Source organism: Nostoc sp. KVJ3 (genome assembly GCF_026127265.1).
Taxonomy (GTDB): Bacteria; Cyanobacteriota; Cyanobacteriia; order Cyanobacteriales; family Nostocaceae; genus Nostoc.
The window spans coordinates 1-21,009 of the sequence record NZ_WWFG01000017.1; the positions used below are offsets into that span (position 1 = coordinate 1).

At 41.9% G+C, this 21,009-nt stretch carries 18 protein-coding genes; 15 read left to right on the forward strand and 3 right to left on the reverse strand.

Translation table 11 applies throughout. The annotated features are described in order from the left end of the window. Window positions 1-323: 323 nt before the first annotated feature. The 14 genes from GTQ43_RS40690 to GTQ43_RS40755 all read left to right on the forward strand — a co-directional run bounded on the left by GTQ43_RS40690 (window position 324) and on the right by GTQ43_RS40755 (window position 14,061). On the forward strand, window positions 324-935 hold the full coding sequence (locus tag GTQ43_RS40690) for a relaxase/mobilization nuclease domain-containing protein (RefSeq protein ID WP_265278303.1): 612 nt from the start codon (window positions 324-326) through the stop codon (window positions 933-935). Between the two features lie 48 nt (window positions 936-983). Next, entirely contained in the window at window positions 984-1,676 is a 693-nt protein-coding gene (locus GTQ43_RS40695) for a hypothetical protein (RefSeq protein ID WP_265278304.1), read from the forward strand. Then, the gene (locus GTQ43_RS40700) at window positions 1,666-2,199 is read left to right on the forward strand and encodes a hypothetical protein (RefSeq protein ID WP_265278305.1); all 534 of its coding nucleotides are present in this window, start codon (window positions 1,666-1,668) and stop codon (window positions 2,197-2,199) included. Before GTQ43_RS40695 ends, GTQ43_RS40700 begins: the two co-directional genes overlap by 11 nt. A gap of 34 nt (window positions 2,200-2,233) precedes the next feature. Further along, complete coding sequence (locus tag GTQ43_RS40705; protein ID WP_265278306.1) at window positions 2,234-2,629, forward strand: hypothetical protein; 396 nt, start codon at window positions 2,234-2,236, stop codon at window positions 2,627-2,629. After that, window positions 2,560-2,826 (forward strand): hypothetical protein, encoded by a 267-nt coding sequence (locus GTQ43_RS40710; RefSeq protein WP_265278307.1) that lies wholly within the window; start codon window positions 2,560-2,562, stop codon window positions 2,824-2,826. The genes GTQ43_RS40705 and GTQ43_RS40710 overlap by 70 nt, the downstream gene beginning before the upstream one ends. Before the next feature lie 111 nt (window positions 2,827-2,937). Further along, window positions 2,938-3,753, forward strand: a complete 816-nt coding sequence (locus GTQ43_RS40715) for a DUF3991 and toprim domain-containing protein (RefSeq protein ID WP_265278309.1) — start codon at window positions 2,938-2,940, stop codon at window positions 3,751-3,753. Between the two features lie 875 nt (window positions 3,754-4,628). Then, a complete protein-coding gene (locus GTQ43_RS40720; protein WP_265278310.1) occupies window positions 4,629-5,522 on the forward strand; it encodes a transposase in 894 nt (297 codons plus the stop codon). Between the two features lie 365 nt (window positions 5,523-5,887). Then, complete coding sequence (locus tag GTQ43_RS40725; protein WP_265278362.1) at window positions 5,888-6,079, forward strand: glycosyltransferase; 192 nt, start codon at window positions 5,888-5,890, stop codon at window positions 6,077-6,079. Continuing rightward, window positions 6,067-6,357, forward strand: a complete 291-nt coding sequence (locus GTQ43_RS40730) for a hypothetical protein (protein WP_265278363.1) — start codon at window positions 6,067-6,069, stop codon at window positions 6,355-6,357. The genes GTQ43_RS40725 and GTQ43_RS40730 overlap by 13 nt, the downstream gene beginning before the upstream one ends. Then, a complete protein-coding gene (locus GTQ43_RS40735) occupies window positions 6,348-6,716 on the forward strand; it encodes a glycosyltransferase family A protein (RefSeq protein ID WP_265278311.1) in 369 nt (122 codons plus the stop codon). Before GTQ43_RS40730 ends, GTQ43_RS40735 begins: the two co-directional genes overlap by 10 nt. Continuing rightward, window positions 6,716-8,335, forward strand: a complete 1,620-nt coding sequence (locus tag GTQ43_RS40740; RefSeq protein ID WP_265278364.1) for a glycosyltransferase family 2 protein — start codon at window positions 6,716-6,718, stop codon at window positions 8,333-8,335. Before GTQ43_RS40735 ends, GTQ43_RS40740 begins: the two co-directional genes overlap by 1 nt. Before the next feature lie 12 nt (window positions 8,336-8,347). Further along, window positions 8,348-8,692: a hypothetical protein gene (locus GTQ43_RS40745; protein WP_265278312.1), complete on the forward strand. Its 345-nt coding sequence runs from the start codon at window positions 8,348-8,350 to the stop codon at window positions 8,690-8,692. A gap of 504 nt (window positions 8,693-9,196) precedes the next feature. Next, window positions 9,197-13,117: a hypothetical protein gene (locus GTQ43_RS40750; RefSeq protein WP_265278313.1), complete on the forward strand. Its 3,921-nt coding sequence runs from the start codon at window positions 9,197-9,199 to the stop codon at window positions 13,115-13,117. A 134-nt stretch (window positions 13,118-13,251) separates the two neighbouring features. Beyond that, window positions 13,252-14,061, forward strand: a complete 810-nt coding sequence (locus GTQ43_RS40755) for a hypothetical protein (RefSeq protein WP_265278314.1) — start codon at window positions 13,252-13,254, stop codon at window positions 14,059-14,061. 129 nt (window positions 14,062-14,190) lie between these two features. Here GTQ43_RS40755 and GTQ43_RS40760 read toward each other — a convergent pair whose 3' ends face one another. From GTQ43_RS40760 to GTQ43_RS40770, 3 genes are all read right to left on the reverse strand, one after another. Further along, window positions 14,191-17,058: a DEAD/DEAH box helicase gene (locus GTQ43_RS40760; protein ID WP_265278315.1), complete on the reverse strand. Its 2,868-nt coding sequence runs from the start codon at window positions 17,056-17,058 to the stop codon at window positions 14,191-14,193. Between the two features lie 83 nt (window positions 17,059-17,141). Next, the gene (locus tag GTQ43_RS40765) at window positions 17,142-18,299 is read right to left on the reverse strand and encodes a ParB/RepB/Spo0J family partition protein (protein ID WP_321162575.1); all 1,158 of its coding nucleotides are present in this window, start codon (window positions 18,297-18,299) and stop codon (window positions 17,142-17,144) included. Then, window positions 18,296-19,066, reverse strand: coding sequence for a ParA family protein (locus tag GTQ43_RS40770; RefSeq protein WP_265278316.1), 771 nt, complete (start codon window positions 19,064-19,066; stop codon window positions 18,296-18,298). Before GTQ43_RS40770 ends, GTQ43_RS40765 begins: the two co-directional genes overlap by 4 nt. Before the next feature lie 215 nt (window positions 19,067-19,281). On the opposite strand from GTQ43_RS40770, the gene GTQ43_RS40775 reads away from it, so the two are divergent. Continuing rightward, a complete protein-coding gene (locus GTQ43_RS40775; RefSeq protein WP_265278317.1) occupies window positions 19,282-20,991 on the forward strand; it encodes a DEAD/DEAH box helicase in 1,710 nt (569 codons plus the stop codon). Window positions 20,992-21,009 lie beyond the last annotated feature (18 nt).

A 21,009-nucleotide genomic window follows, 5' to 3' on the forward strand; every position in this document is an offset into this window, starting at 1 on the left:
ACATCGAACTGGACTTGCTGCGAATAAAATCACTTGATGCGGGGATGTCAGCAAGGAACTCATAAGACGTAATGCGTTTGATGCGTCCATTACCCAAACGACTAAGTAAAATTAGCCTGCAAACATATTGGGAATTAGGACAAATCGGCAACAACCTAAACCAGCTTGTCAAGGCAACCAACACAGCCCTAAAAATTGGGCGAACTTTACCGGCTTCACCAGAACTAAAGAGAACTTTTAGAACTGTTGCATCAGTGCAGACGAGACATTGCCTCGGATGACATTGATTCGGAAGATTCGGAAGAGGAAAACGAAGAGGATGATTGGGAAGAAAAGGCAGAGGTTTTCGCAAGCTGTTGGATTATTTAGAATCCCGTGAAGATGCCAAACTAATCGGCGGCAACATGAGCGGAGAAATGCTCGTGAATTGGCGCGGGGAATTTAAGCTGTCTCGACAACTAAATTCAGATGCAGACCGAGTTGTTTATCATGTCTCACTGTCAGCAGCTAAGGGTGATAAATTGGATGATGAGAAGTGGAGCGAGATTGGCGACCGCTACATGAAGGAAATGGGTTTTGATGCCAATCAGTTTGTTATCTTCCGCCACCATAACACCGACGACGACCACATCCACATTGCAGCCAGCCGGATTAGGATGGACACGGGGCTGTTAGTACATGATTCCTGGGATTATGTGCGCTCTGAAAAAGTTCTGCGACAAATCGAACAAGACTATGAGTTAGTGCAAGTGCAGGGCAGTAGAGAGAAACTGAATCGGACACCCAGCACAGGGCAAATCAGGCGTATCCGGCGAGAGCAGGAGAATATTCATTGGGGCAACGCGACTCCCTCCCAGAACGCACTATCAAGGAGCAAGTTCAGCAGACAATTGATAACGCATCTGTTGACAATCCTCAGATGCCTTTATTCATAATGCGCTTGCAGGTTGATGGTATCAGTGTAAGGACAGGATTTACCAGAAATGGGAAATCTAAAGGAATTTCTTACGAGAAAGATGGGCAAGCTTTCAGTGGCACACCAATTAGGTGCAGCTTATACCTTCCCAGGTTTGCAAAAACATCGTGGAGTTGACTACCAATCACAACGCGATGATGCGCGGATTGAACATCTGTTGAACAATCGTGTCGGGCGAACAGCGGAGAGCCAACAACCCATAAATGCAATCTCTGACTTTATTGAACAGTCAGTAATTGAGTCAGCCTTGATTGAAACATTACCACAATTAACAGAGCAAGTGTCTCAATATCAGCAGCAGCTAGAAGAAGGAAGAACCGCATTCGATGACCTTGGAGAAGCGATTGCTGATGTGGAGCAACAACTCTTATCACAAAGAGCAGTGGATGCAATCTCTGACTTTATTGAACAGTCAGTAGTTGAGTCTACCTTGATGGAAACGTTACCACAATTAACAGAACAACTCTCTCAAGTCAGGCAGCAGCTAGAAGCAAGAAGAACCGCATTCGACGGACTAGACGCGGCGATTACTCAAGAGTTACAATCCCATGTAGAGAAAAGAGCTATTTCATCAATTTCTGATTATATTGAGCAATCGACTATTGAATCAGCATTAACTGAAACAGTATTAGAATTAACAGAGCAACTATCTCAATATCGGCAGCAACTCCTTGGAGCTAAAAACTTCAATGACTTTTGATGAAGCATTGACGGCTGAGTTGCAATCCCATGCAGATCAGAAAGCCATTTTATCAATCTTTGATTATATTGAGCAATCAACTATCGAGTCAGCTTTAACCCAAACAGTATTAGGATTAACAGAGCAAATTTCTCAATATCGGCAGCAACTCCTTGGAGCTAAAACTACATTCAATGACTTTGATGAAGCATTGACGGCTGAGTTGCAATCCCATGCAGATCAGAAAACCATTTTATCAATCTTTGATTATATTGAGCAATCGACTATTGAATCAGCATTAACTGAAACAGTATTAGAATTAACAGAGCAACTATCTCAATATCGGCAGCAACTCCTTGGAGCTAAAACTACATTCAATGACTTTGATGAAGCATTGACGGCTGAGTTGCAATCCCATGCAGATCAGAAAGCCATTTTATCAATCTTTGATTATATTGAGCAATCAACTATCGAGTCAGCTTTAAACCCAAACAGTATTAGGATTAACAGAGCAAATTTCTCAATATCGGCAGCAGCTACTTGAAGCGAAAACTACATTCAATGACTTTGATGAAGCATTGACGGCTGAGTTACAATCTCATGCAGAGAAGAGAGCTATCTTATCAATCTTTGATTATATTGAGCAATCAACTATCGAGTCAGCTTTAACCCAAACAGTATTAGGATTAACAGAGCAAATTTCTCAATATCGGCAGCAGCTACTTGAAGCGAAAACTACATTCAATGACTTTGATGAAGCATTGACGGCTGAGTTACAATCTCATGCAGAGAAGAGAGCTATCTTATCAATCTCTGATTATATTGAGCAATCAACTGTCGAGTCAGCCTTAACTGAAACAGTATTAGAATTAACGCAAAAAACTTTCTCAATACAAAGAGGGACTTGTTACCAGCTAAAGCTACATTTAATGACCTGGATGCAGAGCTTGCGGCTGAGTTACAATCCCATGTAGAGAAAAGAGCTATTTCATCAATTTCTGATTATGTTGACCAATCAACTGTCGAGTCAGCCTTAACTGAAGCAGTATTAGAACTAACACAACAACTTTCTCAAAATCAGCAGCAGCTATCAGCCGGAAGAACATATTCGACGACCTGGAAGCAGCGATTGTTTATTTGGAGCAACTGCATAGATCGCAAACAACAGTAGACGCAATTGCTCTTAATAAACTCCAACTATAACCACAGATGAACCAAAGCTAAAAGATAATCTTTCAGCGAGTTATATCAGTATTACAGTGCCGACTTGCAAAACTTATTAGTGACTGACCGAGATAAAGAAATCGCTATCAGGGCATTATTAGATAATAAGCCACTTCAAGATGTTGAAGAAATTATCTTTGCCAGTCCAGCCAGATGGACTACTGATGAAGCTAAAGCATTAGTTCTAATCGCTAATAATCAACTGGCATCTGATAGAGAGCAAAAACAGCGTTCACCCCAGTTTACACCACCGCCAGAGGATGAAAGCCTACGCCCAGTATTACAGCATTTCTTGACTCAAAAACGCGGTATAACAAACTTCCTTGTACACCCATTACAGCAGCAGGGGTTGGGTTACATAGACCAGCACCGAAATGTTGTCTTTATCAAGCGCTCTTTGAACGGTTCTAAGTCAGGCGCACTGGTTTGGGATACTCATCGCCAAGATAATCGCTGTTCCGAGTACCCCGAAAACAGCGATCGCTCTCCTGGGTGGTTTCACCTGAAATTGGGTGGAGAACCAGACGATAAAATCGAGAGAGTGTACCTGTGTTCTTCCCCTATTGATGCGCTGACAATGGCAGAGATTGACAGGAATGGACACAAGGGGCAACCACCAGTGAGGACAATGTACATGGCAGTGGATGATCCAGATAACTTGCCCTTTGAACTTCTCAGAAATATCAACAGGATTGGGGTGGCATTTAATAACGATGATCGGGGAAATGAAGCCGCCGAGGTCGTTCAGTCAATGTTACCCCAGGCTAAAAGAATTGCACCCAAGGGGCTAAGTTGGAATGAGATTCTTATTAAACAGCAGCAGCAGCAAGATGAACTGGAGCAAAAGCAACGCTCTAGGGGTTTTAGTCGATAATGCTCGTGTTGAGCCGACGAACTCGTGACCGCTACGCTCTCGGAGTCGGTGGCTCTTACGGGCAGAAAGATTACTGGTTGGGCCAACTAGATCCTGCAAGCCCGCAAGAGCCACTCCGCTAACGCCGACTCCGAGCCACGAGTTCTTAAAACCTGGAAAGAAAGACACTGTAGACCTTTTTGAATATATTAATGCTTATCAGTCGGGCAGGTGGTATGGAGAGATTTTGCCGGCATAGCGCAATCAGCTTGCCACTAACGAAAAGTGAGGCAAGCAATTAACAACGTCAAAATAGTATCAAAATTGAGCAATGCCTACTCAATAGTAGAGATTACGAAGAGGAAGTTAAAATTCACAAATACTTCCGTAGACTTCGGGGCGGCAAGTGTTAACGCCTAAGCAGAAAATCATGATCAGCAGAAAAATTATTAGTCAAAGTCAGTAGACCGAAAACTTCTGCGATCGCTCTGTGATGAATACCTGTGAAACTGATTGTTGTCTAAGAAACTGTATTTTATGATACAGTTTTTTGAAAAAGCGTTGACCAATATTACATAAATAAAACTAATGATTTGGATACAAAGGTAAGGGTAGCTCTCGCACCAGAAGATTGTTGGTGCTGGTCTTGGAATTTTTGTAAAGTATTGGGGTAAAGAAGCAAAATTTTCGATTTAGAGGATTAATTAGTTTGGCTATGACTGCAACTACCCCAGTTCTAACTGATAGTAAAACTTTGAACGAAGTAGTAAACTGTTTAACGGAAAATATTCCAATTCAGACTCAAGGCAAGTGTGAACAAAAAAATATCTTTGAAATTCTAATTAGGGCAGCCACCCAAAGAGATAGCATAGAAAACACAAGTAAAGTATTAAAAAATGTTCCCACAAGTAACGATATTCGTTTATCATTTGGAGAAATATTCAGACCTGAACTCTCTGGAATCAGATTTAAATACTGCACTTCAAAGTCGGTTCCCAGATGGTATTCAAAAAGGAAAATACAAAATTGCTATCGATTTTAACTTAATTCCATATTATGGTGAACCATCATCATCAGAAGCACCATACATTTATAGAAGTCAAGCAAAAAGTGGCACTTGTTCTTTTTATGCCTACGCTACTGTCTATGTAATTAAAAAGAATAAACGACTTACCTTAGCTATTAAAGCTGTTCAACAACAAAATACTTTAGTAGCAATTATTACTTATCTTTTAGCTCTGATTGAGCCTTTGAAGCTAAAAATAGAACGATTGTATTTAGACCGGGAATTCTTCTGTGTGCCAGTCATCAGATGGTTGCAAGCTCTTGATATCCCCTTTGAAATGCCAGTAATTATTCGAGGTAAACATGGCGGTACTAGACAATTAATTAGAGGTAGGCGCAGTTATAAAACAACTTATACTTTAAACAGCGATAAATATGGCTCAGTCACTTTTCATGTATGGATAATTTGTACATATAAAAATGGTAAAAGACGAGCGCATGGGCGAGAGTTTTTTATTTACGCAGTCTATAAAGTACAGTTATCTTTACACCTGATACATGATGACTATCGTCTTCGTTTTGGGATTGAGAGTAGCTATCGGATGAAAAACCAGTGCCGAATTAAAACTACTATTAAAAATCCCATTATTCGGCTTTTATTTGTAGCTTTGGCGTTTTTAATTATTAATATTTGGATTTATCTAGTATGGCATTATCTTAGCCGTTTAAAAAGAAGCTCTCGACAAAGTTCTTTCTCACTTATTTACCCTCAAACAGATGCTTGAATTTCTACGTCAAGCCGTAGACCGCAACTATGGGGTAGCCTGCGAAGTTTGTTTACCATCTGGCTGATTTTGGTTGATTTTCGGGGCTTTATTTATAAGCAAATCTTATTATTCACATCTCACAATCCCCTTTTGTACATTTCAAAAAAAAACGGTATCATACACTACTATTTTTAGCGATCGCAGAAGTTTTCGGTCTACTGAAAGTTCTTAGCAGCACTCCTGTCAAAAACTCATCATGTTACCTGAACGGATAAAGCATAGCTGAATTTACTAATTGGGCGTTAACTGATGAAAAAATCTTTTCTATCGTCATCACAGTTTACAATCGAGAAAACTACCTTGCTGCGGCAATTAAAAGTGTCCTGGCTCAAACTTGGTCGGACTTGGAATTGTTAATATGGGACGATGGCTCTACAGATCGCTCCGTTGAAATTGCATCCGAGTATGCCCAGCAAGATCAACGCATCCGAGTCATAGCTGCCAAACATACTGGTATTGCCCTGCTATCCACGGGGCTGTTGCAGCAACCACTGGAGATTATATCGGTTGGGTAGACAGTGACGATATTCTGGCTCCCACCGCCTTAGAACAGACAATTTCCATTCTGAATAATCACCCCAAAGTAGGACTTGTCTACACAGACTATCAACTAATGGACGAACAGGGAAACCTGCATGGAATCGGGCAGCGTTGCCAAATCCCCTATTCCAAAGAACGGCTGCTTGTTGACTTTATGATCTTCCATTTCCGCTTAATACGCCGCACCGTTTACGAGCAAGTGGGAGGTATTGATCCGAACTTTACTTATGCGAAGAGTATGATTTGTGTCTAAAACTGTCTGAAGTCACCGACTTTTACCATATCCCTCACCTCTTTATTATTATCGCCGGTCACTCTGGCAATTTGACTAACGAACAGTTTGAACCGATTCGCTGGTCTCAAAAAGCAATCAATAACGCACTCAAAAGGCGGGGGTTAGACAGCCAATATGAGCTATCTATGCAAGTTGTCGCTCATTTTACTATTAAATCTAAACACCGCTCTCAGAACACCTCTAACTCCCCTCAGCAGATTTTAAATTCACCAACCACTGTTTCGATTATCATTCCGACTTACAATCGTAAACATTATCTTAAATACGCTCTCGATAGGTCTGTTGTCAAACCTATACTGACTACGAAATTATTGTAATTGATGACGGCTCCACCGATGGGACTGCTGATTGGATTCATACACACTATCCACAGGTAAAACTGTTACAAATACCCACTAATACTGGTGCTGCTGCCGCTAGAAATTTGGGCATTAAAAATGCGCTGGGGCAATTTATCGCCTTTCTCGATAGCGACGACCAATGGCTACCAGATTACCTGCAACATCAAATTGACACTCTCAAACAAACACCTACTGCTGTCCTCAGCTACTGCAACTATATCGCCATCACAAGTGTTGACCACAAGGGCGACCGAATGAGCCTCAGTCCAAGCCATCCAGATGACCTGATTCTTTCGATGCTTTGGCGATGCTTCATTCACACACTCTCTCAAGTCGTCGTACCCAAATCAGTCTTCCAAACAGTTGGTTTATTAAACGAACAGTTGAAAGGCTGTCATGACTGGGAGTTTTACTTAAGACTGTTTGCACACGGAACTCCAGTACATATCCCCAAGTATTTAGTTCGCAAACGCTGGTTGCCTGACAGCATCGTTACCCAATCTAACTGTACTGCATGGTTAGCAAACGGGCTTCAAGTCCTAGAAGAATTTTATCGTCGCCCTGCCAACGCCCGCTACAGCCATTTGCGACCAACCATTGAAACTCACTTTCGTACTACTGTAGAAGAATTCAAGTCATACATTTTCCCCGCTTTCCAGCCAAATCAGAGCCAGGGAATCACTGCCCCCCTAGTTTCCATTATTATCTCTAGTAATAACGCCAGCAGATTTGCCGCCTGTCTACATAGTTGCCAACAACAAATTTATCCGAATCTGGAAATTATTATTGTTGAACACGACTCGACCGAGAACTTGAGCGAAATTAGTCGCCAATTTGCCAGCACAACTAAAGGACGTGTAATCTTAACTCAATGCCAGCAACCAGGAGCGAGTGCTGCTTACAATCATGGATTAGCTTTAGCTACTGGTGACTATATCCAATGGCTTTCTGGCTCAGATGAATTGACACCCCAAAAAATTGCCTTGCAAGTAGCAGCATTAGAACAAAATCGTCACTTTGACATTGCCTATGGTGATTGGCAATGGTGCTTTTATCAAAACGAGCAGTGTCAATTGAGAATTGCTTTCGCATTCCAACAGAATGACGACGAAAGAATGCAGAGACTAATGCATAACTGGCAACCTCTTCATGCCTTCCTAATTCGTCGCTCTACAGCAGTGCGCTTGCAAGAGTTACAAGTGTGGAATTATCCACAGACTCAATTGGATGCAGACCGGGAGTATTTAACTCTAGCAGCAATAGTGGGGTTTCGTTTTCTTCACGTTCAACATTCTACCGTCCTCTACAATCATTTCTCCTCCAGTCAGATGAAGTTGTCCGACTCTTACGTCGGAAGAGTCGAGAGACTCAAGCAAATGTTTTTACGCTTTCAATACCATGCCACGATGCAGCCACTAAGTGAAATTACAGAACAACATTGGTTTCTGCTCAAGCAAAGTTGGGATTTGTGGAAACTCGCACCAGTCACACTTCAGCAACACGGAGAAGACGCTTTTTTTTCTTCAGCACTCTCAAAAAGAGCTAGGAATGCCGCTCAACTTAGCCCAAGCCAGAATAGTCAGCGCCTTATATAAATCTGATGAAGCTTGCACTTTAGAAGATCATGCTCGTCAAATTGTGCGGATATTTGGAAGCAAATCGTTCAACAGTCTGGAGGTGAGGCAAAAAATGTTGCAGCCGAGCTAACAAGATGGGTAGGACTTGCTCATCCCGAAACTTCTGATTCTTCCCCTCACCAACTAGCACAGGCTGGAAGTCAAAGTACATCTTTACTGCAAGCGAAAATTGATGCAATTCCTTTGTCTGCCCCGTTGTTTGTAGAACAGCAATTGGCAGTGCTTTACGTACTGGACAAACTTCGGACTGCTGGAATGCTTAACCAATTTTCTGCTCTACAGTCAGAAATAAATCAGTCAATGCCAGCTAGATAAATCTTGTAAATTCTTTTCCGAAAAAACATCTAAAACATATAAAAACTTTAATCTAACTATAAATTCACTTGTCAAGCCAGAATTTTACCTAAAAACAAGCCAGCAATAAATTCCGTAAAGCTTCGGTAGACTGAAACGGAAATATTATCTTATCTTCAACTCAAGTACCTGCATTATTCAAAGATTCGAGGTTTGATGAATATCTAGAAGTGTTGAGTTCGTTCCAATCCTTAAAACTTGAGAATTCCGAAATCATTTTTTACCTCAACTATCTTCATCAAAGATATTTGTTTTCTGAGAGCAAGCATTTATTCAACTCTTAATTAATCAAATGGCTCTTTAGTACTCTATCTACTAAATCAATGCACCCAAAAGCTGAAAACCTTGATTTAGCATTTTTTTTGGGAATTTTTCGGCTTATGGGAGCAAATAAAAAACTCTCAATAGATAATTATCCGGCTCCGTTTTTCGTCACAATAATTTCTTATTAAAAAGATATAATTTATGCCAATTTCTGATCTGATTCTCCCCACTGATAGCTCTTCATCTCAAGGAGGGTTATTACCATCTTCTCTGACAGGAACATCTTTCAGCAGTGCTTCAGATAATAATTCGTCATTAATAGGGTTGCAAAAAACATCTACAACAAGTAGTGCTTCTGGTCTGATTGGCTCTAATCTGGAAACTCTTACTAACTACAGTAATTCTGTTAGTACTATCTCTGATAGTTTACCGTTATTTAATCAATCAGTTGTTTCTACATCTCTTGCATCTCAATCACTTCCGAACAATCCGACGACTGGTTTAGACCAACTTACTGGAAGTGGGAAAAATCTGTCCCTAGTTGGAATTAATAGTAACGATTCTCTTTTAAATCCTAGTCCAGTATTAAAGGGAAAGTTTGGTAATTTCGATAATCATCAAAATTTCCAGTTAACTCTACAAGATGCTAATGGAAATCCAGAAAGCTTTTCTCTGACTGGCGATGGTGAAGGTGAAGTATTTCAAACTAACCTTGGTGAGCAAATTATTTTTACTGGCACTGATGTCACCACAAATGTCCAAATCTCAGCATCCAATAATCTTCAATTCGGTGATTACATCGGGTCTTCTCTAAAAGTGCAAACAAAAGGCAGTATTAAATCTGGCAATATCACCCTCAAGAATACTGCTCTTGACAATAGTCCTGGACTCAGTTTGCAATCTGGATTGAGCGATTCACAAAGTTCGACTGATACTGGTTACAGTGTCACTGACCTTACCACTCTACTTGGAGGCAGTAATAACTATGCTGCGGCTATCAATGACTCTGGTCAAATTGTTGGTGGTTCTATCAGCAGTGATAATTCACAATATCATGTTTTTCTCTACAGTGATGGCAAAATGACCGACCTCGGCACTTTGCCTGGAGCCAGTTACAGCTATGCCACAGGCATCAATAATTCTGGTCAAGTTGTGGGTGAATCTTATATCAATACGACGCAACACACTTTTCTCTACAGTGATGGCAAGATGACCGACCTCGGCACTTTGCCTGGAGGCAGTGACAGCTATCTTGGAGCTATCAATAATTCTGGTCAAATTGTAGGTACTTCCAGTACTTCCATATACTATCAAGTGATTTTTGATGGAAGCCTTACTCTATCTTACCCAGAATATCACGCTTTCCTCTATCAGAATGGAAATATGAGTGATCTGGGTACTTTACCGAATGGCATTGACAGCAATGCTACAAGTATTTACAGCAATGCTACAAGCATCAATAACCTTGGTCAAATAGTTGGTGGTTCTCAACAACAAGTATTTCACGATACTTCTGTTTACGTTAGTGGTGGCGGTTATGGAAATGAACCTGGTCACATTTATCATAGCGGTTACTACACATCATCAGGACAAGCTTTCATCTACAGTAATGGCAATATGACTGGACTGGGCACTTTGCCCGGAGGCGACTTCAGCACTGCCACAGATATTAATAATTCTGGTCAAGTCATTGGCAATTCCAACACTGGTAATAACTCGCAACACGCTTTCCTCTACAGTCAGGGACAGATGACTGACCTCGGCACTCTCCCTGGCTTGCAATACAGTCGTGCTAACGCCATCAATGATGCTGGTCAAATCATTGGTGACTCCAGCAGTGATTATAATTTTAATTATAATTTTGATCACCCTTTCCTCTACACCAATGGCAAAATGACAGACCTCAACAGCTTGATTCCACAAGACTCAGGCTGGACTTTATCAGAGGCTACAGCCATCAATAATAAAGGGCAAATCCTTGGATATGGCAACATCTCTGGACAATATCGCCAGTTCCTCCTTAACCCCATTTCTACAACAGCAACACCCAAAGATGGCATTACTGTAGGCAATATTTCCACTCAAGGTAGTTCTGTCCTCTTGCAGGGACTTAAGATTAATCTCACTGGCTCCAATGTTGTCACCAAAGGCGGCAATATTACTTTTGATGGCCCCACAATCCTCAATAGCAGTACGGGTGCTTACACTTTTAACTCTGCTAAATCTACTGCTACTTCCAAGGGCGGCGATATCACCTTCAAAAATACTGTCGATAGTAACAGTGCAGGTGCTTCATCCCTTAGTCTGACAGGAGGTTTGGGCAATATTACTTTCAATAATGCAGTTGGTGGTAATGCTAGTCTTAAGGACTTGACAGTTAATAGTGCTAAAACTTTTATTGCTGAAGGTGATATCACCACCAAAGGCAATATCGCTATTTCAGCTAACCAGAACATTACCACTAATAGTCTCACTTCCAACAATGGGGCAGTAAAAGTAACTAGTCAGCAGGGGACGGTGGCGACTATTGATATTACCAGTGGTGGCAGTACTACTGTTACTGCTTCCCAAAATCTCAGCACTGGTACTGTTCTTGCTAATAGTGGCGCTGTTAGCCTGACTAGCAATCTAGGTTCTGTTACTACCAAAGACATCACCACTAGTGGCAATGCGGATGATATCACTTTGAAAGCTGCTAGTGACATCTCCACAGCGAATTTGTCTGCCAATGGCTCAGGTAAAGTCAGCATTTTTCTATACGGAAATACTAACCTTGAAGATCAAACTAACGGTAATGTAAATACTGGTAGCATCAATGCAAATCAATTAACAATTCTTAGTTCTGGAGGTGTCAATATTCAAGGTGATACTGCTGGTAAATATAATGTATCTATAGTAGCAGGTTACGACGTGACTACCCGTAAAATAACATCAAGTCATGGACAAGTTAGCTTAAACAGCAGTTCTGGTTCTGTTACTGTTAACAATATTATTAATGCTGATCGGGATGTATATGTTGTAGCAGACGGCAATATTACTATTCCCGAAATTATATCAAGCAAGGGAGCCGTTGGCTTGAATAGCAGTTCTGGCTCTATTACTACTGTTGGTAAAATCACAGGCAGTAATGATGTATACGTTGTAGCTAGTGGCAATGTTGCTACCAATGATATTCAAACGCATGAGGGAAGTATTAATATCACCAGCTTGAAGGGAACAGTGACAAAAGGACTTTTGGCTAATGATAGTGGCACATACAGAGATAAAACTTTAACTAACACAACCACTGATATCAGTACTGAGGAACTACCATCAAGTTTGTTGAGTTTCAAAAACGACTTCAAAAAAACAGAACCAGTTCCAATTCCATTTCCTTGGATAGATCCAGACATCATACTTGAGTTACCCGCACAACTCGAAAAACTATGGGAAGAACATATTCACAAATTTCTTGAGCAGCCTGCAAATGCTCCAACAATCGAAGATGTAGCGAAAGATCCACTCACAGGTACACATTACCAGAGTCAAAGAGAGTACGAAATAGTTTCAAAACTAACTGAAAAACAGACAGAAACATTGAAGAAACAACTTACGTATGGAAATATAACCTACGAAGATCTTTTGCGGGCTGAAATTTTGACGGAAGAAGGAGAAGAAGAAGGCTGCTTTGATGTTGTGCTGACAAAACATTTAGGGGGACAAAATAGTGAAGGTGGAACTCATAGTGTTTATGCTGATTATGTCACTGGTTCTCTAGGTGATTTTTTGGTAGTAACTCCTGCTGGAGTCCCTGCTTTCTATGATGGGATTATTACACCAATTGGGGCAGCACACACTATTAAAGGTGAGAGGATTGGTTCTTTAGCAGAGGTGAAAACGAAACAATACTGGTTAATCAATGTTGCTAAAGGTAGTACACGTCAAAGAGAATTGGATGATCTGAAGAAATTAAAGAGCCAGATACGTCGTGAGCTTGCAGTAGCTGAACACTGTGGATTTATTTTTAGCTGTGTTTCTTTTGATACTGAAAATGTAGCCAAAGCTGCTCAACAATTACTCCAATCCGAATTCCCCACTCTTCATTTTTACTATATTAAGCAAGGCCGCCCAACAAAACTATAATAAATTAAATTAACCAGATTAATATTTTCAATGATTAATCTACGTCACCTCTCAGGAAATAATTCGTACCAAACATTTCATTCATAATGGGGTAGAAAATTCTTTATCGTTTCTTCTAATGCATAAGGATGCTTATGAAATTCAATTACTGGAATTATACAACTTGTGTTCTTTGTAACAGTTTAGATGCGATTGAACTAGCTCTAACTCAGATTTTTCAACAGGAAAATTGTCATCGTATCCCTTTGCCTCCACAGCTTCTGTCAGATGCAGACTTACGAGATCGTCCTTATATGACAGAATGGGACTTATGGATTGTTGGTTTGTTCGTTGGGAAATTAGGATGGACAATAATTAAGACTTCGCCTGCTGAACTTTTATGCCGTCGAGCTAGGGGCGTATCCCTTCCAAGAATATCAGAATTAGCAATGCAAATTGGCTGTAATGCTTTTCATTTAGGTGTCTACCAAACTGATTATGGAGTTTTGCTAGAAACAGATGCTCAAGGTCACATTCATATCATTGGTAAAGTTGATGCAGAATTAGAAGATATGTTTTACGAGGAACAAATCACTAAAAAAAGTGAACGTGTCGAGTTTTCCCTGTTAGCTTTACCAGAGGAAATCGTGGCTACAACGAAACTGTCAGTTTCGGAATCTCAAAAACAAAGTGTGAAAGAATTAGAGGCACAGGTCGAACAAGATCCCAATGCTTGGATTGAATTGGAGTATTCTAGACAAAGCGAAAACAGACTCACAAGTGAAGCACTAGAACAGCTACTGAGCAAACCTCATTCTTATTGGCACTTAGGAAAAGAACCACTAGTTTACCGAGCATATACCCAACAGCAGCAGCTAGCCGCTGATGGGGCGCGGTTGTTATACTTTCAACCTAATGAGTATTACCAACAGCTTGATCCAGAAGGTATATTACCACGGTACTAACTACTGGGATCTGTTATTGCCGTAATCAGATGAGCAACAAACTTAACTCATGCCGTTCTCAAAACCCGTTGCCGTCCCTGTAGCAGTAGCACTACATGGATGCCTAAGCCAGGAAGTCATTGATTCAAATTATCGCATCTCCCCAAATTCCCTAATATACTCCACCAACTCTCTGGTATGCCCCCCTTCAGAGATTCGTGCCAAATTCCCCACCAGGATAAACAGTTCTCGCGCTCTGCTCACAGCAACATTCAGTAAATTAGGTCGCCGATTAATAAACCAGAGACTATCAGTTGCAGAGTATTGGCGAGTCGAGAAAATTATCACTGATTTCTGTCCACCTTGGAACGTGTGAACTGTGCCAATGCTCTTGGGGGAAAAATCTGACCAACGAGATTTTAAACGTTGAGTCAGCGCATCTACTTGACGACGGTAAGGTGAAATCACGCCAATCGTGTTGTCAGAGTCAGGAGAATTTAAGCGATAACCCGCCGCTAACAACTCTTCAATCAACGCTTCTACTGCATCAACTTCCGCCCAATTAACATGGTTCTCTAGTTGACCTTCGACATGACTTGCAATCAGGTTAGCACCCAACCGAGAAACTTGAGGCTCAGTTTTAATGACCATCCCGTAGTTGCACAAGCGATCGCAAAAATCAGCAATTACCGGAACGCAACGGTAATGATATTTAAGGATAATGCCCTGACCAATATCTTGCGGTTGCCCTGATTCCCCAGCTGCTCGGTGATAAGCTGTTGTTGCTGTGGGGCTGTAGCGGTCATAATCTACATCTGTTAGCCCCTGTTCTAGAAACGACTTGCTGCGATATTCATCTTTCTTCTGGTCACTTAAATTAACAACCGGCTCCAATTGCAATGGATCGCCAACAATCAAAGCCCGATTACACCTCACTAAAACGGGGAAAACTTGATGCGGTGGAATCTGACCCGCTTCATCTACAATTACTTGATCAATACAGCCACTATCGGGATAGGGTAACAAATTGCGGATGGAGTGCAAAGTGCAAAGAAACACCGGAAATAACAGGCTGATATCCCGATAAATGTTTCTCCAATTATGACTTAACTGACGGTAAGCATCCCATTCGCCATTCAATAATGCAATGTAAGTCCTTATGGAAGCTATCACCTCATCTTTCCGTCGCAGAGCTTCTTGTTGCTGAAATTGCCAAGACCACTCAAATAACTCTACTTGCAGCGAGTGCAATTCGGTGTAGAAGCGACTGTAAAAATCTTTGGTGGGATAAGTAGCGTGTCGGTTTTCGATTTGAGAACGGCGAGTAATCAGGTCTTTGAGTTGCTGCTTTCTTGACTCAATCTGCTGTTGTGTGCTGTCAATACCATTCTGTTGTTGCTGCCAGTTCAATGCTTCTGCAATAAGCTGGTCAACACTCTGCTGGGCGGCGATGAGAGATTCAGTTGTTAGTGGGATTTGAAATTGAAATGGGGTGGCCAGGGTCGCTAACACAGGCATCTCTATCTGTTTGTGCAAGCGTTTGAGAATATGACGTGGGCTGCTTTTGGTTATCAACTGCCAGAATCGTTTAATCGTCTGCAAAATCTGGACAAACCAGTTGGTATTTCTACTCTTATTCTGCCTGTAATCTTCTCTCGGTAAAGAACGCCTAGCACTGTCAAGATGTTGTCCTATCTGCTGGTAAGCTTCTAGGGGGAACTTATTGTAGTCGCGGTCAAATTCTAATGGTGACGAAGACTCAAATGCAGAAGTCTTTATCGCCACTGAGAGCAATTGTATATCGTGGCATAGCTCCTCTAATAACTGCTCATCAGCTTTTTTCTGTTGAAGATCATGCTCGTCTTGCTTAGAGTGAGATTCTATTTGCTGAACACCAGCTAACAACTGTTGCTTTGCTGACTCCCATTCATCTAATTTAAATGTTTCTTTGGCTAACCAGTCGAGTGCAGTTTGCAAACTAGGTAACACTTGGCTCTCAACTAAATCCCTAGAACCTCCTGATAAGTAGAAACGGTCAGAGGTCAAGTTGTTGGCTAAGATTTTCTCAACGTTATTTACAGCAAATTTGTTAGTGCTTGTTACCACAGTTAGGTTACTTTTATCTTGACCCGTTGTTGCTAATTCCACTGCTCGATGTACCACTTGCTGGGCTATCTTATGCAGTAACAGCGTCGTCTTGCCATTCCCCGGTGGGCCAATCACAGCAGTAACAGGTTGATCCTTAGAATGTTTGAGAGCAAGTGCTTGATAGTCATCCGCCTGGGAGTTGGGAAAAGCACCCAAAAAAAGTACTTCATGTTGAGGTGCTTTTGGTTGCCCAAACAGATATTCGTAAGCCGGATGTCCTGGTCTTGACCACTGAAAGTAATTCTGGTCGCTAATTTTCTGAAAATCTTTTTTGAGGTTGTAATTAAAAGCAGCGTAGTCAAAATCCAATAGATAAGGGAGAAGTTTTGACCGCACAGGAAACGGCGGTATTTCAATCAGTCCCATAAAATCTTGTAGCGTTTTAAAGGGACGATTGAAAGTAGTTTCGAGAAAAACTCTCAACCCTTCCCTTGTGACTAAGGACTCAGCCGCTTCTTCCTCTAGCCCGTACCACTGCATCAAATTAGGAATAACAGGCTGAAACTCATATTCAGTTAAATTCCATCCGCTACTGCGATAATTGCCCTCGAATATTGGAGAAATGTTGATAGTGAACAACGGGCGAAATTGACGGCGATTCGATTCAACTACATAAAGCTGCGGGAAAGCTACAGCAATTGATGGTAATTTTGTTTGCTCAAAGTTCTTTGCACTTTTAAATGGTTGCTTTAGTTTTTTAAATAAAGACTCGTCTATTAATAATTTATCGCCTACCAGATTTACGAGAGAGTCCCAGATGTTCGGTTGAGTAGAATCGTCAGCTTCTACTTTGGCATTACTCAAATTTTCAACATGGATGTAATCTAACCAAGCTTTGAGTAATGCTCGAATCTGTGAATCTGATGCCATCTCTGTTTCTCCCCTCGCACCCAATCATGAATCAAAGGTAAAAAGACTCTAAAAGTAGAGATTACCTGACAATTTCCCTAAAGTCACTCATCCCCTAGTAAGGCTTCGAGCTTGTTTAAAAGGTTTACTAGCTGCTTTTGCTTGCTAGGTTCTTTCCATAACTGACGCTTTTTAATACGCTGGGTGATATTTTGAAGGCGGTCTGGTATTTGGTTAGATGCTTTAGATGACGATGCTTGTTCATCATCCGTCCAAGCTGTGATTTTTTCTTTGATTTGGCTTAAAGACCAATCGTTAGCGATCGCTTCGGACAAAAGTTTTTTTCGGATTTCATTATTCCTTACCCGCGCCAAGACTTGTGCTTTGGTGTATTCCAGTTGACCAGAACGCAGTGCCATTAAAATTTCTTCGGGCAGATTTAGCAAAGGTAAGCGTGTGGTAATGAACGACAGCCAATTCATGAGTCCCAAACTCTCAAACACCTGTTGTACCGTGTTTGATTGTTCTTCATCTGGGTTAGGAGAAACGTTTTTACTAGATTCAGTTTCATCGGCTAACTGGTCAGAAACGTCGTCAAGAGATTGTGGATTATCGGGGTTAGGAAAAACGTTTTTACTAGATTCATTTTTCTCGGCTAAATGCTCAGAAATGTTGTCCTCAGTTTGTGGATTATCTGAGTTAGGAAAAACGTTTTTCCTAGATTCATTTAATGAGGATTTTGACGGCTGTTCCCCCTTACTGTGAGCGTTTTTCATTCGATACAGCAAGGATTTGACGGCTTCTACATCGCAATGCAGCCGGATTCCCAACAGGTGCAAGATCCCTTCAGTTTCTTCAACAGGGTTAAGGTCTGATCGTTGTAGGTTTTCAATCAAAGCCAACTGAAACGCTTGGTCATCAGATAGCTCACGCACAACCACAGGCGCGACTTCAAGTTTGGCTTCATGCCCTGCCCTATAACGTCGTTCTCCTGCTACTAATTCGTATTTCCCTCCACCAATTGGACGCACCAACAGAGGTTGGAGAATGCCATGCTGCTTGACTGACGAGACTAATTCTTTTAATGCTTGTGGGTCAAAATATCGTCGGGGCTGGTGTTGGGGCAGAACTATATCTGAAAGTTTGATAGTAGTTTCAGTAGCATAAGGCAACTCGGCATCTGGGGAGGATAACCAAGGTGCAGGGGGCGGAGTTGTAATTTGACCTCCAAAGGGTTTGTCTGTTTGTTTGCGTCGGATCATAAAGCCTCCAAAGCCTTGGCGATTTCTTCAAGGATAGCGACTACAGAATGTTTCGGGTCAAATACTGCTAGAGGCGCACGTTCTTCTGACGCATCGACAAAAGCGGTAGCTCTGGGGATGGGTGGGAAAATCCGACCCCAAGCGGAAAGTTGAGATTGGATAGCTGCTAATGCTCGTTTGTCGGCTGAGTTCTGGTTGGCATACCGCGTGGGAATAAACCCGGCTATTTGGATTTTGCGGTTGGCTTTGTTTTTTACGTGGGTGATAGTTTGTAAAAGCTCGTCTGTTCCCTCAAAGGCTTTTATATGGGTTTCGACGGGGACGAGTACGTGTGTGGCCGCGACTAAGGCGATATAGGAAAGCAATCCTAAGCTGGGGGGACAATCTATAAGAATGAAGTCGTATTCATTTAGAACAGATTCAATGGCTTCCTTAAGGCGCAACTCGCGCATCGCAGCACTGACTAACTGCATTTCTGCTCCACTTAAGACTCGGCTTGCTGGAACCAAGTCCATGCCGTGAATGCCCTCATGAATCGGTAAGGGCTGCTCGTCGATAATGGCATCAGCAACGGTTTTTTGTAACTGAGATGGCACTAACCCCATGAATTTGGTCAAGGACGCTTGGGGGTCTACGTCGATGAGGAGAACGCGATGTTTTCGTCGTGCTAAGTGGTATCCCAAATTTTGGGTTAGTGTTGATTTGGCGACACCACCCGCTTGGTTAAACAGGGCGATAATGCGGCAAAGAGGGTCAGTAGTTGACACTGGCATTATTCCTAGAAGATACGATGATCTTTGGTCAACCGGCTCGGTTTTAGTTTCCAGTTTACGTGTATCTGGTGAAAAAAGTTTATTTTTGGATAGAAATTCCAGTAGATTTTATATAACTTCACCGTATGTAGATTTAACAGTCTCACTATGCGGGAAAATAGCTGTTAGGTGTCTGCGGAGTGGTCAAAAGTAGCTGGTAGGGATGCATCATGGAGACAAACTATACATTCAAATTTAATTCTGACACTGCCAAGTCAGCCCTGAAAGCTGGTAAATACGACCCGATTAACTTCTACGAGGCGCGTTTAAACCTGTTCAACCTCTCGGTAATGGCAGACTACGATCAGCTAATTTGCCTGCCCACACTAACTGCTATTGACAAATACTGGTATCAGATTGAAACAGCCCGAAAAGTACTTAGACAACTGGGTGGACGCGCATTACTAGCCGATGAAGTCGGATTGGGCAAAACCATTGAGGCGGGACTAATCATAGCCGAGTACTTAGCAAGGGGTATGGTACAGTCCATGCTGGTGTTAACTCCTGCATCCCTAGTTTCCCAGTGGCAATCAGAGTTAAGTGACAAATTTGATATTGCTACTATCACCACAGATAACCGCGATCCACAACAACCGATAGACGAATTCTGGACGAATAATCCGCGAATTATCGCTTCATTAAACACGGCTAAATCTGCTAAACATTATCCCCACGTCACCAGTCGCACTTGGGACTTGGTAGTTGTCGATGAAGCCCACCACCTGAAAAATCGCACTACCCTAAACTGGAAACTGGTCAATGCCCTCAATAAGCGGTTTATCCTCATGCTCACTGCTACGCCAGTGCAGAACTCCCTTATTGAACTGTTTAATCTGCTGACCCTCCTCAAACCGGGACTGCTACAAACAGAAGCCGCTTTTAAAAAAGAATATGTCGATTCCAGGAATGGGCGAGTCCCTAAAAATCCCGAAAAGTTGCGCTCCCTGATGCGGGAAGTCATGGTGCGAAATACCCGCGCCCTAGTAGATGTTAAACTGCCCAAACGCTTCGCCACCACAATTACCGTTACCCCAGCAGCAGGCGAGGAGAAACTTTACCAGGACTTGAGCGAGTACCTACGTTCTTCAGAGGACAAGCTAGACAGACTCTCCCGCACTAATTTGCTGATGCGTGCTGGTTCATCCCCTGGTGCTTTGGCTGACTCCCTCAAGCAATTGACCAAACGCCTACCTGATGAAGAACTGAAGTCTTTAGCAAGACGAGCAGCCCAAGTGAAGCAGGTTGAGAAAGCAAAAGTATTGGTAGAAATGCTCTCAAAATCTTCCCAGAAAACCTTGGTCTTCACAACCCATAAAGCAACTAGCACTTATTTGGCTCAAACTCTGCAAGCAGCAAATATCCCCTTTGCAGAATTTACTGGTGGGATGTCCCTTAAACAGAAAGATGAGGCTATAGCCGCATTTCGAGATACTGTTTCTGTACTGCTGGCATCTGAAACAGGCGGAGAGGGACGTAACATCCAGTTTGCGAACGCGATCGTTAATTATGACCTCCCCTGGAACCCAATGAAAATAGAACAGCGCATTGGTCGTATCCACCGCATTGGACAAACCCAGGATGTTTTTATTTTTAACTTTTGTCTCAAGGGCAGTATCGAAGAATATATTCTGCGGATCTTGCATGACAAAATTAATATGTTTGAACTAGTGGTCGGAGAGATTGAAACAATTTTAGGGAACGTGGATGATGAATTTGACTTTAGTGAAATTGTTATGGATATCTGGCTCAAGCATCAAGTCAAGCCCGAATTAGATACAGCCTTCGAGCAATTGGCAGATAATTTGTTGAAAGCCAAAAACCAATATCAGCAAATTCAAGAACTGGATGAACAGATTTTTGGCGAAGATTTTGAAGCCTGAGAGATTGATTTGAATAAA

Excerpts from the sequence above, each read along its gene's own strand:
- GTQ43_RS40695 (WP_265278304.1), top strand. The coding sequence starts at position 984 with ATGGGAAATCTAAAGGAATTTCTTACGAGAAAGATGGGCAAGCTTTCA.
- GTQ43_RS40700 (WP_265278305.1), top strand. The coding sequence starts at position 1,666 with ATGACTTTTGATGAAGCATTGACGGCTGAGTTGCAATCCCATGCAGAT.
- GTQ43_RS40720 (WP_265278310.1), top strand. The coding sequence starts at position 4,629 with ATGTTCCCACAAGTAACGATATTCGTTTATCATTTGGAGAAATATTCA.
- GTQ43_RS40750 (WP_265278313.1), top strand. The coding sequence starts at position 9,197 with ATGCCAATTTCTGATCTGATTCTCCCCACTGATAGCTCTTCATCTCAA.
- GTQ43_RS40755 (WP_265278314.1), top strand. The coding sequence starts at position 13,252 with ATGAAATTCAATTACTGGAATTATACAACTTGTGTTCTTTGTAACAGT.
- GTQ43_RS40760 (WP_265278315.1), bottom strand. The coding sequence starts at position 17,058 with ATGGCATCAGATTCACAGATTCGAGCATTACTCAAAGCTTGGTTAGAT.
- GTQ43_RS40765 (WP_321162575.1), bottom strand. The coding sequence starts at position 18,299 with ATGATCCGACGCAAACAAACAGACAAACCCTTTGGAGGTCAAATTACA.
- GTQ43_RS40775 (WP_265278317.1), top strand. The coding sequence starts at position 19,282 with ATGGAGACAAACTATACATTCAAATTTAATTCTGACACTGCCAAGTCA.